Consider the following 15,974-nt stretch of genomic DNA (forward strand, 5'->3'; position numbering starts at 1 on the left):
ATTGAGAAGACCGCTGACCTCTACACGCCTGCTCGTCGGCCTGGGCGTACTACTTTTCGTGGCAACAATCGGGTTATGGGTGTTCTGGCTCGACCGCATCGTGTACTTCAATACGTTGAGCGTGATGATCTGCCTGGTGACATCGCCCCTTTTGGCTGCGGTGGCATTTGTGATGGGGGTGCGGCGCAGGAATCCGCGCCTCAAATTTACAATAATGGACTCGCTGGAAGAGGCGATCTCGGCGCTCGCCGTTATCGCCGTGGCCGAATTTTTCGTGTTGTCATTGCTTGTGTTTTTTTCCAGCACAAGACCGGGTGACTACATCGCCCGCTACGAATACACCTCCGGCGGCAAGGGGTGCAGCGGGTTGCAGGTCTACGATCGAGAACTCGAAAAACATATAAAAATCTGCCACCCGGATGCGCTTGGGGCGGGTGGCAAGGTCAGGGTCGAAAAGCTCAGTGGCCCGCTGGGTATCACGGTGAAGCGCGCCGAACTCCTTTAGCCCGCCGCACGCGTCTCAACCCGGCGCCCACCGTGAATCACCCCATGCACCAGCAACCCCGCCACCAGCCCCCAGAACGCGCCGCCAATGCCCAGCAACGTGACATTGGCCGCCGTTGCCAAAAAGGTGATCAACGCGGTTTCCCGGGTGCGTGTATCGGCCATCGCATTGGCCAGGCTTGAACCGATGGCACCGAGCAGCGCCAGGCCCGCCAAGGTGGTGATAAACGCGCGGGGCAGGACCATAAACAAGGTTGCCAACGTCACGCCAAACACCCCGACCAGGATGTACAGCGCCCCACACACCAACCCGGCGATGTAGCGTTTGGACGGGTCCTGATGAGTATCGCGCCCGGTGCAGATCGCCGCCGTAATCGCTGCGACATTGAACGCGTGGGCGCCGAACGGTGCCATCAACAAAGACCCCAGGCCGGTGACGGTGATGATCGGGTTGGCGCTGGTCTTGAACCCGTCGTTGCGCAGCACCAGCATGCCGGGGATGTATTGCCCGGTCAGGGTAATCACGAACAGCGGCAAGGCCACGCCAAAAAACGCCGCGATGGAAAAGTGCGGCATTTCAAACACCGGGGCGGCCAGTTGCAGCTCCAGGCTGTGCAGGTCAAGGCGCTGCTGGGCGAGCAGCAGCCCCAGGCCAATCAACAGAACCCCGACCATCGCATACCGTGAAGTGAAGCGGCGCAGCACCGCGTAGGACACCACCAGAACAATCACCAGCAGCGGGTCCGCACTGGCGCCACCAAAGGCCGCCACACCAAACTGCAGGAGAATCCCCGCCAGCAAACCCGCCGCAATGCCACCGGGGATCAGCCGCACCAAGCGCTCAAACGCACCGCTCAGTCCCAGCACGATAAAACCGAGGGCACACATCACATAGGCGCCGATCACTTCGGCATACGGTGTAAACGGCATGACCGTCGCCAGAAAGGCCACCCCCGGCGTCGACCACGCCGTGATGATCGGCTCGCGGTAGCGGTAGCTCAACCACGCGCCGGTCACGCCCACGCCAATACTCACCGACCAGACCCAGGAAGCGGTTTGCGCCGCGCTCAACTGCGCCAGGTGGGCAGCCTGGAACACCAGGACAAAGGTGCCCGCGTAATTGACGATGACCGAAATCAGCGCGCTGATGCTGGGGGACAGGTAGTCGGCGAGGCGTAGGCGTGGGGCGGGTCGGTTCATGGCGCGTTCCTTGTGTTGAGGCCGCACAGGCTAACAAGCACCGGCCCGGCCTTTCAGTCCACTTCGCCGCCTTGCGCCAGACCACTCTTGAGCACCTTGGCCAACTGCCGGCTGGCACTCTCGATTTCACTGGGTGTCAGCGCCGAGAACCCCAGCAACCAGCCGCCCCGTGCCGGTGGCCGGGCATAGAGCCGCGTCAGGCCCGGCAACTGGATACCCACCCGCGCCGCCTGGCGAATCGTCTCCAGCTCCGACCATCCCTCATGCAGCACACAGGGCAATTGCAAGCCACCGGGCGGCAAGCTGGCGGTGACCACATGGCTCAAGTGGCGCTCCACCGCCTCGGCCATGGCATCACGTCGCTCGCCGTAGATTTTGCGCATTGCACGGATATGGCTGCCGAAATGCCCGTCGCTCATAAACCGCGCCAGGGTCAGTTGGGCGATTTGCGGGGTATGGCCGTCGAGGATGCTGCGGGCGTAGGTCATGGGTTTGACCAACTCCCGGGGCAGCACCATAAAGCCCATGCGCAAGCCGGGGTACAGGGATTTGCTGAAGGTGCCGAGGTAGATCGTGCGCTGGGAGCTGTCCAGGCCCTGCACACACGCGGTCGGCAAACCTTCATAGTGAAACTGGCTGTCGTAGTCGTCCTCGATAATCCAGCCTTGGCGCTGTTCGGCCCAGGCGATCAGGTCCAGGCGCCGCTCCAGCGCCAGGGTGGCGCCAGTGGGGTATTGATGGGACGGCGTGACATACACGGCGTTGGCGCCGCTGCGGTCGGCGCGCAGGGCGTCGATACACAGGCCTTTGGCGTCCACCGCAACCGGTACCACCTTGAGCTGGGACATTTCAAACGCCTTGCGGGCGCCGAAGTAACCGGGGTCTTCCATCAGGATCGGCTGGCCTTCATCCACCAGCACCTGCGCGCACAAATACAGGGCCTGACGCGTACTCGACAGCACCAGCACCTGATCCGGCGTGACCCGCGCCCCGCGTTCCAGGTTCAGGTAGTCGGCGATGGCCTGGCGCAGGGGTTCGGCGCCTTGCGGGTCGCCATGCAACAGCAGATTCGGGCGGTAATCCTTCAATGCCTGGCGGTGCAGGCGCTCCCAGATGCCCACAGGGAAGGTGCGCGTTTCCGGCAGCCCTGTGGCAAACGCCTTGACCACTTGCTGGTCAGTCACCCCGCCGCTGGCAAGGATCTGCGCGCCCCTGGCACTCAGCGCCGCGACCTGGTTCGCCACCACTGGCTGGCGCTTGCGTGCGCCCAGCAGGCTCGGCCCGATCTTCTCGGAAACGTAACTACCCGAACCTTCACGCCGGCACAGGTAACCGTCCAGTTGCAGTTGGACGTAGGCCATTTCTACGGTATCCCGGGAAATGCCCAGTGACTTGCCCAACGTACGCGTGGCGGGCAACCGGCTGCCGGGCGCAAGAATGCCCTCCAGGATCAACTGGCGCAGCACGCGCTGCACCCGCACACGCAAATCCAGGGAGGCCAGCTTGGGGTCCGTCAGGCGGATCTTCAGCGTGTCCATTTCAAGGTTGTGGGTCATTGACTTGGCCAAGGGGTAAAAAAGCATGCATCTTTGTGCGATGCCGCCGATATGTCCACGAGCAATATCGGCGAGCTTTGCCGTCGGGTGTTACAGAGCCATCCGATACTCAATGCAGCCCGAGTCCTCGGCGATCCAGTTGTAGAGTTTCTGCGCACGCTTATTGGTCTGCTGGGTATGCCAGTACAACCGGGCGCAGCCGTGGTGTTGCGCATAGCGCTGGACCCATTCGATCAACAGTTTGCCGGTACCGCCGCCGCGTACCGTGGGGGCCACGTACAGGTCTTCGAGGTAGCAGAAGTCGGCGACCGCCCAGGTCGAACGATGCAACAGCGCATGCACCAGCCCCACCAACTCATCGCCCTGCACCGCCACGGCACAGGCCATGGCTTCATTGGTATCGAGCAAGCGGCTGAAGGCAGTGCGGGTGGTGGTCTCATCCAGGCTGACTTGATAAAAGTCCTGGTACGCCAGCCACAGTTGCAGCCATTGCTCATAGTCTTCAGGTTGCACTGCCCTGACCACGATTGCCTGTGGATCGTTACTCATCGCGTTCTCCTATCGGGAAGCCCGTTCCGGGATGGATCGGGACCCGGCAATGGTAGGTTTCCAAGGCGGCGGCGAACCGACCACTTCCAGACCACCTGGCAGGCCAATCCGCAACGGGCACTCCGTTCACAATTCGTTAAGGATTGCCTTCGTATACTCCAACGCTGCCCCCTAGCATCCGGTAACTCACCCCATGACACGCCCTGCCCCGCTGTTGTTGCTGCTTGCCGGTCTGCTGTTCTTCGTGGCCCTGGGCAATCACGAGTTGCAAGGCTCCACCGAAGCCCGAGTGGCCGGGATTGCCATGGCCATGCACTTGGACAATGACTGGGTGGTGCCGCGCCTGTTCGGTGAGCCCTTCCTGGAAAAACCACCCTTGAGCCTATGGCTGGATGCCGGGGCGATCCGCCTGTTTGGCGCCAGCACCGGCGCGGTACGACTGGCCTCGGCGTTTGCCGGGTTGTTCAGTGTGATGCTGCTGTACGGCATGCTGCGCCGCTTCGGCCGGCCTACGTCCCTGGCGTTTGGCGCCGCGCTGGTGCTGGCGACCATGGCCAGTTACTGGAGCAACGTGCGCGGCGTGGGTGAGGATGCGTTGCTCAGCCTCGGCGTGACCCTGGCGCTGCTAGCGTTCTACCAGGCCACCCGCCCGGAATCCCAGCCCGGCGCCAATATCGGCACATGGCTGCTGTTTACCTTGGGGATGGCCATCGCCACCTTGAGCAAAGGCGTGCTGGGCCTGGCGATGCCGGGCATTGTGATTTTTGCCTACCTGGCCTGCACCAGCCTGTTGGACAAGCGCGTGCGGCCCAGCCAATGGCTGCGCCCGGGCATGTTCACTCTACTGGCGCTGGTGCCGTTATTTATCTGGCTGGGGTTTCTGTATCAACGGGGTGGGATGCAGGCGGTCGGTGAGGTGTTGTGGACCAACAGCGTCGGACGTTTCAGCGGCTCCTTCGTCGAAGCCGGGCATTACGAGCCGATCTACTACTACCTGGCCAAACTGCCCGAGGCCTTTTTGCCGTGGAATATCCTGGTGTACCTGGGCCTGTGGCACTTTCGCAAAAGCCTGGCGAGCAATCGTTACCTGCTGTTTTTCAGCCTGTGGCTGGTGGCGCAATTTACCCTGCTGACCTTCGCCTCGAGCAAACGCATCGTGTATCTGATGGCCCTGACCCCGGCGGCGGCGGTCCTCGCGGCCGAATATGGCGCGGTTCTGCTCAGCCGCGTGCCCGCCTATCGCCGTGGCTTGATCAGCGGCGTGTTTGCCGTGGTGATTGCCTGCTACCTGGGCGCTGCTATCTGGTATGCGCCCAAGGCCGACCGGCGTGAGTCCTTTGTACCGCTGACCCGCCAAATCCAGGCATTTCAGGCCCAAGGCCACAGGGTGGTGCTGTACCAGCCCAACGAGCGAGTGGCCGGCGCCACTGTGTTTTACACCCTGAACAACTTGCCGATCCTGCAGACCGAGGCACAACTGCGTGCCTATCTCGATGCCAGGCCGGGCAACCTGGCGTTGCTGGACCGTATCGAGCAACTGACCACCCCGGTCACCGCTCTCAAGCAGATCACCGTGGGCAGCCGGCCCTACTCCTTTGTCGAACAGTAAGGCCTACCAAAGCGCCAAATCGTACGTCAGGTAGACCCGGTAGTTATCGCGGTCACTGGCATAGGTGGAACGGTAGGTGGCCTTGCGCAACTCCACGCCCAGGCCTTTGAGGGTGCTGTCCTGGATCACATAGCGCAGGTGGGTGTCGGACTCCCACTCGCGGGCTTCGCGGCCCTTGAAGTCGCCGTTCTGGCCCTTGTAGTAACGGGTCATAAAGCTCAGGCCCGGCAACACGGCGGCAAAGTCGTAGTCATAGCGCAGCATCCAGGTTTGCTCACCGGCCTGAATAAACTTGCCGACCCCGGCGTTGCTGAACGAGTACACCGTGGACACGCTGGCATAGGGCAGCGCGGTGTCGCCACTGACTTTCTGGTAGCCCACACCCAACGCCTGTGGCCCCAGCCGATAGGTGAACAGACCACTGAACATGTCGCTGTTGACCTTGCCGTTACGCGCCTCGCCGGCCTCATTGCTGATGAAGTAGCGCAAGTCACTGGTCAGGCTCCCCGCGCCCAACGGCTGCTTATGCACCAGGCCGAGGAATTGCTGGCGATAGAACTCGCGCATTTCCCCGTAGTACCAAGTGCCACTGAGCGTAGGCGTGAAGGCATAGGTGGCACCGGCGAAGTCGAAGTCGCTGCCCTTTTTGCCGCTGTAGCCCTGTGGATAAATATCCACGCTGTCGCTGGAGTTACGCAGTTTGAATTGATCCAGGTGCCCGCTGTGCAGGTACAGGTTGCGGATGCCCGTGTATTCGACCTGGGTGCCGCGAAATGTCTGGGGCAGCAGGCGCCCGTCGTTATGCACCAGTACCGGGATCTTGGGCAGCAAGGTGCCGGTTTTCACCACGGCAGCGCCGATGCGCATTTTTGCGGTCACGCCGAGGCTGGAGAATTCATTGGCGGCGCGCCCATCATCGTGGACCGGCAACAAACCGGTGCCGGCGTGGGTGCGGCTGGAGTCGAGCTTGATCCCCGACAGCCCCTGGGCATCCAGGCCAAAGCCGACGGTGCCCTCGGTGTAGCCCGACTGCAGGTTGAGCAAAAAGCCTTGCGCCCATTCCTTGCGGTCCTCGCCACCGTCGCGATAACCGTCGTTGAAATAGTAATTGCGCAGGGTCAGCTTGCCATGGGAATCCTCCCAGAACCCCTGGGCCATCAGCGACGGCGACAGACTCGCCAGCACCCCGACGGTGACCACGCCACCCCTGGTGAAAAGCTCACGCATAACTGTTTCCTCAATGCCGTATTGTCGATTTTTATGGGCAGTTGCTCCGTGTGCCAGGCTGGACGCCAGGTCACATTGGGGCGGACACTAACGGCTTGCCGAACGCCCCACAACGTTATGCGAGAAGCGCATGACGCTATGCGCAAAGCCGCCCTTCGACAGGAAATCCACGGTGAATCTCAAGCAACTCGAAGCCTTCAAGGCGATCATGTCCACCGGCTCGACCATCGGCGCAGCCACCCGTATGGGCTTGTCGCAGTCTGCGGTCAGCCGCCTGTTGAGCCAGTTGGAAGACGCCCTGGGGTTTGCCCTGTTCCTGCGCAAAAAGGGCCGGTTGATGGCCACGCCAGAGGCCGAGGAACTGCTCACCGAAGTCGCCGGCCTGGTGGACGGCATGCAGCGGATCCAGCGTCTGGCGGACGAAATGCGCGTCGGCCGCTCGCGCAAAAGCCTGCTTAAAGTCGGCGTGCCCACCAGCATGACCCAGGAATTGTTGCCGCGTATTGTTGCGGACTTTCTCAAGGACCATGACGACACTGTGGTCGAGCTGCTGACCGGTTCCTACGACATGATCGAGCGCGCCGTGCTGGACCGCTCCGCCGACCTGGGTTTTGTACGCCTGCCCACCGAGATCCCCGACTTTGATATCGAGCCGGTACTGCACACCGAAGGCGTGTGCGTGATGCCGGCCGACCATCCACTGAGCCGCCACCCGTTCATCGAGGTGCAGCATCTGCGCAATGTGCCGTTGGTGATGCTGGGCCGGCAACGGGCAGTGCGTACCGAGTTGAACCAGATGTTCCGCGCCGCCAACCTGACGCCCCAGGTACGGGTCGAAGTGCACTCGGTGGGCGCCGCCTGCAGCTTTGTCGCCGAAGGCCTGGGGGTGTCGATCGTCAATGGTTTGCTGGCCAGCCACTTCATGCACCTGCCGATTGTCAGCCGACCGTTTCGCCCGGCGTTGCCCTATGAGTTTGGCCTGGCATTTCGTGCCGACGAACCGCGCCCGCAGTTGGTAACGGCATTTGCCGAGCACCTCAAGCAGCGCCTGAATCCCATTGCGAAAATCCCGTAACCCTCTGCGCGGTCGGAGACCAGAATCCCCTCTCGGTATCCCGAGCGCTGCGTAAAACGCATACCCCAACCCGCACCACGCATAACGTTGTGGGCCTGCGCGCGATGCCCTAGTGTCCGCCCAACCAAGCGTCACTACCCACAACAATAACAGCGCACGCACCCCGCTCAGACGGGGGCCGCGCCGGGGCCGCCAGCATGACCGAACCGCAGATCCTCCGTACCCCGTCGCCCACCGAGGCGGCCGCAGACAAACCCGTGCAACGCAAGCAAATCAACCCGGCGATCATTCTGCTGAGTATCGTCCTGCTCGCCGTCGCCTTCACCTACGCGGTGAATGCCGGCAAGTTCCAGCGTCAGAATGGCCTGGTGGTGCCGGGCTCGTATCAGGTGCTGGAAAAGCAGGATTCCTTCAGCCAACTGTTCTCCCTGGAACCCCGCAAGGCCGGCGACACAACGGCCCGCCCGGTATCGTTGGTGGAAGGTTTCATGGCCATTCCCCAAGGCATCGAAAAGCGTGCGGCGTTGATTTTCATGGTGCTGTTCATCGGCGGCATGTTCGGCGTGCTGAACAAGGCCGGGGTGATCGACGCCGGGCTGGAGCGCCTGCTAGGCATGACACGAGGCAATATCTACGTGCTGGTGCCGAGCCTGATGCTGGTGTTTTCCGCTGGCAGTACCTTTATGGGGTTGGCCAAGGAATTCATCCTGATCGTGCCGTTGATGGTGGCCATGGCCAACCGCCTGGGGCTGTCGAACCTGATTGGCCTGGCCATCGTCACCATCTCGGTGAAGATCGGCTACCTGGCGTCCATCTCCAACCCGGTGGCCTTGTCCGTGGCCCAGCCGATGGTCGGCCTGCCGATCTTCAGCGGCTTGAGCATGCGCGTCGCGGCCTATTGCACCTTCCTGTTGGTGGGTATCGCGTTTGTGCTGTGGAGCATTCGCAAACACGGCTTTGATGCCAGCGCGCAGATCACCTTTGAAAGCAAACCCCTGCCGATTCGCCACCTGCTGAACCTGCTGGTGCTGGGCGGCGGCATCGGCTTCCTGGTGTATGCCTCGAACCGCTGGGGCTGGAAATACCATGAGCTGTCGGCGTTCTACCTGCTGCTGACCGTGGCCTTCGCTGTGATCGCCGGCCTGGCCGCGAGCACTGCCGCCAGCGCGTTTGTCGATGGCATGAAGAAGGTGCTGATCGCCGGCGTCCTGATCGGCCTGGCGACCGCCGTGGAAATCATCCTCAGCACCGGCCAGGTGCTGGACACCATCGTCAACAGCCTGGCCAACCTGGTGGGCGACCACGGGCCAGTGGTCTCGGCCTACGGCATGTTCTTCGCGCAACTGGGGCTGGACGTGCTGATCCCCTCCACCTCCGGCCAGGCCGCAGTGACCATGCCGATCTTCGGGCCACTGGGCCAGTTGTCCGGGGTCAGCCCGCAAACCACGGTGTTTGCCTTTTTGATGGGCAACGGCCTGACCAACATGATCACCCCGACCTCCAGCGGCCTGCTGGTGCTGCTGGCCACCGCCAACGTCGGCTGGGGCCAATGGGCGCGCTACATCCTGCCGCTGTTCCTGATCTATGCGGTACTGGCGATGGTGCTGCTGGCCATTGCCGTGCAAACCGGATACTGAGTCGATGAGTGTTTTACCTATGCAAACCCTGCACAACCAGATGATCGCCATGCGCGACGGCATCCACCTGGCCACCGATATCTACCTGCCGGCGGGCGGTGAAGGGCCGTATCCGGTGGTGATCGAACGTACGCCCTATGACAAGTGCAAACCGTCGCGCTCGGAAAAACAGCTCGACGGCCAGCACATCTCCCGCGAGCAAATGGCAGCGCGTTTTACCGCCCAGGGATTTGTCGCGATCTTCCAGGATTGTCGCGGGCGCTACGCTTCCGAAGGGGTGTTCACCAAGTACACCGCCGAGGGCGAAGACGGTTTCGACACCCTGGCCTGGATCGTTCGCCAGCCATGGTGCAACGGCAAGATCGGCAGCATGGGCCTGTCCTACGCGGCCCACACCCAACTGGCGATGGCCTGCCTGCACCCGCCGGGCCTGAGCAGCATGGTGCTCGACAGCGGCGGCTTCGCCAACGCCTACCAATGCGGGATTCGCCAGGGCGGTGCGTTTGAACTCAAGCAGGCCACCTGGGCGTTTCGCCAGGCCAAAGAAAGCCCGCTCGCCCTGGCCGACCCACAGGTGCGCCAGGCGCTGGAAGACGAAGACATCCATGAATGGTTCCGCCGCATGCCCTGGCAGGCGGGCCAATCGCCGTTGCGTCATGTGCCCGAATACGAAGCCTATCTGCTGGAGCAATGGGCCCAGGGCACCTTCGGCCCCTACTGGCAGAAATCGGGAATTTATGCCGAAGGTCACTACGGGCGCTTGCCGGATATTCCGGTGCTGTTCATGTCCAGTTGGTACGACGCTTATGTCAGCTCGACCCTGGCCAACTACACCGCCTTCAACCGCGCCAGCAGCGCGCCGCAACGGTTGATCATGGGGCCGTGGTTGCACGGTGACCGCAATATCAGCCATAGCGGCGATGTGGAGTTCGGTGCCCAGGCCGCGTTTGACGGCCAGGTGGCGCAGGATTGGTTGAGTTGCCGCCTGCAATGGTTCGAGCAATCACTCAAGCCCGGGACGCAGCCACCGCCGGCCCAGGTGCAGGTGTTCTTGATGGGCGGTGGCAGCGGTTTGCCGGATGAGCAGGGGCGCCTGCAACATGGCGGTCGCTGGCTGCAGAGCGAGCAATGGCCACTGCCTGGCACCCAGTCGCTGACCTTGTACCTGGATGCGCAACGGCAATTGACCGAGGTTGCGCCCAGCGCTGACGAAGCTGTGTTGGGTTACTACGCCGACCCGGCCAACCCGGTGCCGACCGTGGGCGGTGCGTTGACATCCGGCGCGCCGATTTTTGTCGGCGGCGCCTTCGACCAGCGTGAACGCCCGGACTTTTTTGGCACCCGGGGTGACAATCGCCCCCTGTGCGAGCGCGACGATGTGCTGAGCTTTCAGACCGCGCCCCTGAGCGAAGACCTGATCGTCGCCGGGACGGTGCAGATCGAGCTGTGGATCGACAGCGACGCGCCGGACACCGACTTCACCGCCAAGCTGGTGGATGTCTACCCGCCGAGCGCCGCTTACCCGGAAGGCTTTGCGATGAACATCACCGACGGCATCCGCCGCTGCCGCTATCGCGACGATTGGGAGCAGCCCAGACCGTTGACACCCGGCGAGCGGGTGAAGGTAAACATCGAGCCATTTGCCACCTGCAATCTGTTCAAACAAGGCCATCGCCTGCGCTTGGACATTTCCAGTAGCAATTTCCCGCGCTTCGACGTCAACCCCAACAGCGCCGAGAAAGAGGGCCAGGCCAGCCATCCGCGCATTGCGCACAATCGCCTGCACCTGAGCCGGGATGCGGCGTCGTGCCTGGTCCTGAGCATCCTGCCCACAAGCTGATCCCCCTGACCAGCGGCCGTGTTGTGCCGAGCGGGCTTGTTGTGGCGAGCGGGCTTGCCCGCGTTGGACTGCGCAGCAGTCCCCTCTCCTGGGGGGGCGCTACTCCTCCCCCAACGCGGGCAAGCCCGCTCGCCACAAAGGGAAGTCAGCTTTTCAAAAGTGACCACTCATCCACGAATCCCACATTGATTAAAAAACCGTTTCAGCTCTCGCCCTGCCTGCCGATATCCCCAGACTATCCATCGGCTGGGCGACCTTCCAGCAACTGATGTACACGCAATCTGTTCCTGGAGGAATTCGATGAATACATGGTTTGGCAACATCAGCGTCAACTTGAAACTGGGCCTGGGCTTTGGCCTGGTGCTCGTGCTCACCTCGATCCTCGCACTCACCGGCTGGACCAGCCTGGGCAGCCTGATCGACCGCAGCAACTGGATGAGCGACATCACCCAGCTCAATTCATCGCTGACCAAACTGCGCATCGTGCGCCTGCAGTACATGCTCGCCAACGGCGACGAAGCCGTGGCGCAGAATGTGCAGACCACCCTCGACAGTTTTGCCGCGCAGCAGCAACAGTTGGTCAACAGCTTCAAGAGCCCGGAAAACCTCAAGCTGCTCAACGAGCAGAAAGACACCATCACCGCCTACCGGCAGTCGCTGAACAAAATGCGCGAGGCCTACCGCAACGGGAACGCCGCACGCCAGACCATGGGCGAACGCGCCGACGCAGCCGGCCTGGTGATTGCAGCCCTGGACCGCAGCGTGCGGCAGATGCCTGAAAGCAGTGAGCGCTTCGCCCAGTACGAAGCCGTCAACCACGCCAAGGAAGAGTTCCAGGTGGCGCGCTATGAAGTGCGCGGCTACACCGGCAACGTCAACCCGGACACCGAAGCCCGTGCAGAAGCGCAAATCGAATCGGCGATCAATGGCCTCAAAGGCTTGAAGAACGTGTTCGGTGAAGCCCAGCAAACCGAGCTGACCGCCCTGGAAAACGCCCTGGGCGCCTACCGCACTGCGCTGCAGGCGTATAAAGCCGCCAACGCCAATATCGTTCTCGCCCGCCAGGAAATGACTGTGCAGGGCGCCGATATCGTGTCGCGCAGCGAAGCGCTGTATGACATCCAACTGCAACGCCGCGACGCCGAAAGCGTCCAGGCCCGCAGCCTGCAACTGATCAGCACCGTGCTCGCGCTATTGGTGGGGATTATCGCCGCGCTGGTCATCACCCGGCAGATCACCCGCCCGCTGCAGGAAACCCTGGCGGTGGTCGAGCGCATCGCTTCCGGCGACCTGAGCCACAACATCCAGGTGACCCGTCGCGATGAGCTGGGCGTGCTGCAACAAGGCATCCAGCGCATGGGCAGCACCTTGCGCGAGCTGATTTCCGGTATCCGCGACGGCGTCACGCAGATCGCCAGCGCTGCCGAAGAGCTGTCGGCCGTGACCGAGCAGACCAGCGCCGGGGTCAACAGCCAGAAGATCGAGACCGATCAGGTGGCCACCGCGATGCATGAGATGACCGCCACCGTGCAGGAAGTGGCGCGCAACGCCGAACAGGCTTCCCAGGCCGCATCCACCGCCGATGGCCAGGCCCGCGAAGGCGACAAGGTGGTGGCCGAAGCCATCGCCCAGATCGAACGCCTGGCCGACGAAGTGGCGCGTTCCACCGACGCCATGGCGCACCTGCAACAAGAGAGCAACAAGATCGGCAGTGTGATGGACGTGATCAAGGCCGTGGCCGAACAGACCAACCTGCTGGCGCTCAACGCCGCCATCGAAGCCGCACGTGCCGGTGAAGCCGGCCGTGGGTTTGCCGTGGTCGCCGACGAGGTCCGCGGCCTGGCCCAGCGCACGCAGAAGTCCACCGAAGAAATCGAAGGCCTGGTCGCCGGTTTGCAGAACGGCACCCAGCAAGTGGCCACGGTGATGAACAACAGCCGCAGCCTGACCGACAGCAGCGTCGAACTGACCCGCAAGGCCGGCGTCTCCCTGGAGAACATCACCCGCACGGTGTCGAACATCCAGTCGATGAACCAACAGATCGCCGCCGCCGCCGAACAGCAAAGCGCCGTGGCCGAAGAAATCAGCCGCAGCATCGTCAATGTGCGTGATGTGTCGGAGCAGACCGCAACGGCCAGCGACGAGACCGCCAAGTCCAGCGTCGAACTGGCACGACTGGGCAGCCAGTTGCAGCAGATGGTCAGCCATTTCCGGGTGTAAACAAAAAGCCGCCCCGGCCGAAACCGGGGCGGCTCCACTTCTCAGGCCTTGACGGTCATCGAAGCTGTCTCGCAGGAATCGCCAGACGTGATAAACACGCAGGCCATTCACTACGAGGTGTGACAAACAGCGGCTGATGCCCCTGCCATTTGTCGATCAGGCCTGGCCTTCCTCGACAAACACCAGCCGATTACCAAACGGATCCTTGATGCTCATCTCCCGCGAGCCCCAGGGTGTTTCCTCGACGCCCGGCTTGGCAAAGCGATAATTCTTGGCCTGCAATTGCTGCTGGAACCCATCCACCCCTGGTGCCTGGATCCGCACCGCCGCGCCCGGCGAGGCGTCGCCATGGTGCTCGGATAGATGCAGCACGCACTCGCCCAGCGACACTTGCAGGTACAACGGAAAATTCGCTTCGAACCGATGCTGCCAATCCACCTTGAACCCCAGGAAGTCGACGTAGAACTCCAGCGCCTTGGCCTCGTCGAAAATCCGCAGGATGGGGGTGACTTTTCCTAACTGCATAAGGCTCTCCAAATCCACAAAACATCCTGTTGTCAGGCTACCACCCTACCCCAAGGCGAGCGTGCTGTGAACGCCAGTCGAGGCTGGATTCAACCGTGGGCCCTGCCGGCGGTGCCATAGCGCTGTGCCGAAAAGAAATCGCTGGCGACCGCCTCGGTGAGGGTCATGGAGGACTCGGGCGTGCCGCTGTGCGCCCAGCCGGTCACCGCGCCACTGCTGTGCGTGCTGTTGGCGGACGAAAATTTATGCAGGTAGACCTTGTCAGGGTCGATCCATTGATGGGTCAGGCTCCAGACTTTTTCCTGGATCCAGCCTTTGATCGTATCCCGGGGAAAAGGAAAGGTGGCCAGCGTGTTGGCGGCTGGCACATTAGCTTCGCCCGTATGGTCACCGACGCGCACCGAGGCAGTGAAGATGGATGGGTTACCGAAATGACTGACGCTTTCATATTGATTGTGCATACAGGCTCTCCGTAAGAAGTCCCGTCCATCTTAGATAGCGCTCCCACAGCCACAACCTGCGTTTTGTAAGCCCTCATTGAGCACAATCTGACACACCTCATGCCCTATCACACCTGGGCAAAACCCCGCCGCAAATCACCACTGCGCGCCAGGAAGCGCCCCGCCCGCTGGCCGTTCGCCTGCCCGTCGCAGTAGCTCAACACACCATTGACCCACACCCCATCAATGCCCTCGGCGGCACGTTGCGGGTCCTTGAAGTCCGCCACATCCCTTACCCGCAACGGGTCGAACAGCACCAGGTCGGCCCAATGCCCCTCGCGGATTTCCCCGCGCTCGGCCAGGCCAAAGCGCGCGGCCGACAAGCCGGTCATTTTGTGTACCGCTGTGTGCAGCGGGAAAAGTCCCAGGTCACGACTGAAATGTCCGAGTACCCGCGGGAATGCGCCCCACAAGCGCGGATGGGGGAACGGGTCTTCCGGCAAGCCGTCGGAGCCCACCATCGACAGCGGATGGGCAAGAATGCGTTGCACATCGGCCTCATCCATTCCGTAGTACACCGCCCCCGCCGGTTGCAGGCGGCGGGCAGCGTCCAGCAGGGATACACCCCACTCGGCGGCGATGTCCTGCAAGTCACGCCCGCCCACTTCCGGGTGCGGCGTGGACCAGGTGATGGTGATGCGGAAGGCATCGGTGACTTGCTTGAGGTCCAGGGTCGAGGAACTGGCGGCATAGGGATAACAATCGCAGCCCACCGGATGGGTCTTCGCCGCCTGCTCCAGGGACGCCAGCAATTGCGGGCTGCGCCCCCAGTTGCCGGCGCCGGCACATTTGAGGTGGGAAATAATCACCGGTGCCTGGGCATGGCGGCCGATCAGAAACGCCTCGTCCATGGCCTCCAGCACCGGCTCGAATTCACTGCGCAGATGGGTGGTGTACACCGCGCCAAACGCCGTCAGTTCTTCACTCAATTGCAGCACTTCGTCGGTGTCGGCGTTGAACGCGCTGGCGTAGGCCAGGCCGGTGGACAAGCCGAGGGCGCCCGCTGCGAGGCTTTCCTGCAGTTGCTCGCGCATCGCCGCGATTTCGGTGGCAGTGGCGGTGCGGTGCAGGTCGTCCATATGGTTGCTGCGCAAAGCGGTATGGCCAATCAATGCTGCGACGTTGAGGGCCGGGTGAGCGTTTTCCACCGCCGCGCGGTAATCGAGGAAACGCGGATAGGCAAACGCCTCGGCATTGCCCAGCAGGTTCATCGGATCTGGCGGATCGCCACGCAAGCTGACCGGCGAGGCGCTGATGCCGCAGTTGCCGACGATCACCGTGGTCACGCCCTGGCTGAGCTTGGGCAGCATCTGCGGCTGGCGGATCACCACCGTGTCATCGTGGGTGTGGACGTCGATAAAACCCGGCGCCAGTACACGGCCATCGGCTTGGATTTCATGCTCGCCCTGGGCCGCCGACAAGTCGCCGATCTTCTCGATACGCCCCTCACGCAGCCCCACGTCAGCGAGATACCCCGGCGTGTTGCTGCCATCAATGATCAGCGCCTGGCGAATCAGCGTGTGGTACTTCAT

At 62.5% G+C, this 15,974-nt stretch carries 13 protein-coding genes; 6 read left to right on the plus strand and 7 right to left on the minus strand.

Translation table 11 applies throughout. The annotated features are described in order from the left end of the window. The first annotated feature begins 1 nt into the window (after position 1). Positions 2-505, plus strand: coding sequence for a hypothetical protein (locus HBR94_RS18715; RefSeq protein WP_169960983.1), 504 nt, complete (start codon positions 2-4; stop codon positions 503-505). Here HBR94_RS18715 and HBR94_RS18720 read toward each other — a convergent pair. From HBR94_RS18720 to HBR94_RS18730, 3 genes are all read right to left on the minus strand, one after another. Then, entirely contained in the window at positions 502-1,704 is a 1,203-nt protein-coding gene (locus HBR94_RS18720; RefSeq protein WP_170045354.1) for a benzoate/H(+) symporter BenE family transporter, read from the minus strand. The two genes, HBR94_RS18715 and HBR94_RS18720, sit on opposite strands and share 4 nt — an antisense overlap. 53 nt (positions 1,705-1,757) lie before the next feature. Continuing rightward, a complete protein-coding gene (locus HBR94_RS18725; protein ID WP_170045355.1) occupies positions 1,758-3,260 on the minus strand; it encodes a PLP-dependent aminotransferase family protein in 1,503 nt (500 codons plus the stop codon). A gap of 90 nt (positions 3,261-3,350) precedes the next feature. Further along, positions 3,351-3,809 (minus strand): GNAT family N-acetyltransferase, encoded by a 459-nt coding sequence (locus HBR94_RS18730; RefSeq protein ID WP_115127346.1) that lies wholly within the window; start codon positions 3,807-3,809, stop codon positions 3,351-3,353. 193 nt (positions 3,810-4,002) lie between these two features. On the opposite strand from HBR94_RS18730, the gene HBR94_RS18735 reads away from it, so the two are divergent. Beyond that, on the plus strand, positions 4,003-5,418 hold the full coding sequence (locus HBR94_RS18735) for a glycosyltransferase family 39 protein (protein WP_170045356.1): 1,416 nt from the start codon (positions 4,003-4,005) through the stop codon (positions 5,416-5,418). Between the two features lie 3 nt (positions 5,419-5,421). Here the strand turns inward: HBR94_RS18735 and HBR94_RS18740 are convergent, their stop codons facing one another. Beyond that, on the minus strand, positions 5,422-6,645 hold the full coding sequence (locus HBR94_RS18740; protein ID WP_170045357.1) for an OprD family porin: 1,224 nt from the start codon (positions 6,643-6,645) through the stop codon (positions 5,422-5,424). A gap of 172 nt (positions 6,646-6,817) precedes the next feature. On the opposite strand from HBR94_RS18740, the gene HBR94_RS18745 reads away from it, so the two are divergent. The 4 genes from HBR94_RS18745 (at position 6,818) to HBR94_RS18760 (ending at position 13,417) form a co-directional block, all read left to right on the plus strand. Next, a complete protein-coding gene (locus tag HBR94_RS18745; protein ID WP_115127344.1) occupies positions 6,818-7,720 on the plus strand; it encodes a LysR family transcriptional regulator in 903 nt (300 codons plus the stop codon). A gap of 197 nt (positions 7,721-7,917) precedes the next feature. Further along, a complete protein-coding gene (locus HBR94_RS18750) occupies positions 7,918-9,357 on the plus strand; it encodes an AbgT family transporter (protein WP_057440207.1) in 1,440 nt (479 codons plus the stop codon). A gap of 19 nt (positions 9,358-9,376) precedes the next feature. After that, the gene (locus HBR94_RS18755) at positions 9,377-11,197 is read left to right on the plus strand and encodes a CocE/NonD family hydrolase (RefSeq protein ID WP_170045377.1); all 1,821 of its coding nucleotides are present in this window, start codon (positions 9,377-9,379) and stop codon (positions 11,195-11,197) included. 300 nt (positions 11,198-11,497) lie between these two features. After that, positions 11,498-13,417: a methyl-accepting chemotaxis protein gene (locus HBR94_RS18760; protein ID WP_169960988.1), complete on the plus strand. Its 1,920-nt coding sequence runs from the start codon at positions 11,498-11,500 to the stop codon at positions 13,415-13,417. A 156-nt stretch (positions 13,418-13,573) separates the two neighbouring features. Here the strand turns inward: HBR94_RS18760 and HBR94_RS18765 are convergent, their stop codons facing one another. The 3 genes from HBR94_RS18765 to HBR94_RS18775 all read right to left on the minus strand — a co-directional run bounded on the left by HBR94_RS18765 (position 13,574) and on the right by HBR94_RS18775 (position 15,974). After that, positions 13,574-13,942 carry a glyoxalase superfamily protein gene (locus HBR94_RS18765; protein WP_057960612.1) on the minus strand — a complete coding sequence of 123 codons (369 nt, stop codon included), beginning with the start codon at positions 13,940-13,942 and terminating at the stop codon, positions 13,574-13,576. 89 nt (positions 13,943-14,031) lie between these two features. Continuing rightward, positions 14,032-14,403: a DUF6543 domain-containing protein gene (locus tag HBR94_RS18770; RefSeq protein ID WP_170045358.1), complete on the minus strand. Its 372-nt coding sequence runs from the start codon at positions 14,401-14,403 to the stop codon at positions 14,032-14,034. 107 nt (positions 14,404-14,510) lie between these two features. Then, positions 14,511-15,974 (minus strand): D-aminoacylase, encoded by a 1,464-nt coding sequence (locus HBR94_RS18775; RefSeq protein ID WP_170045359.1) that lies wholly within the window; start codon positions 15,972-15,974, stop codon positions 14,511-14,513.

Source organism: Pseudomonas sp. WS 5412 (assembly GCF_012985615.1).
Classification (GTDB): Bacteria; Pseudomonadota; Gammaproteobacteria; order Pseudomonadales; family Pseudomonadaceae; genus Aquipseudomonas; species Aquipseudomonas shahriarae.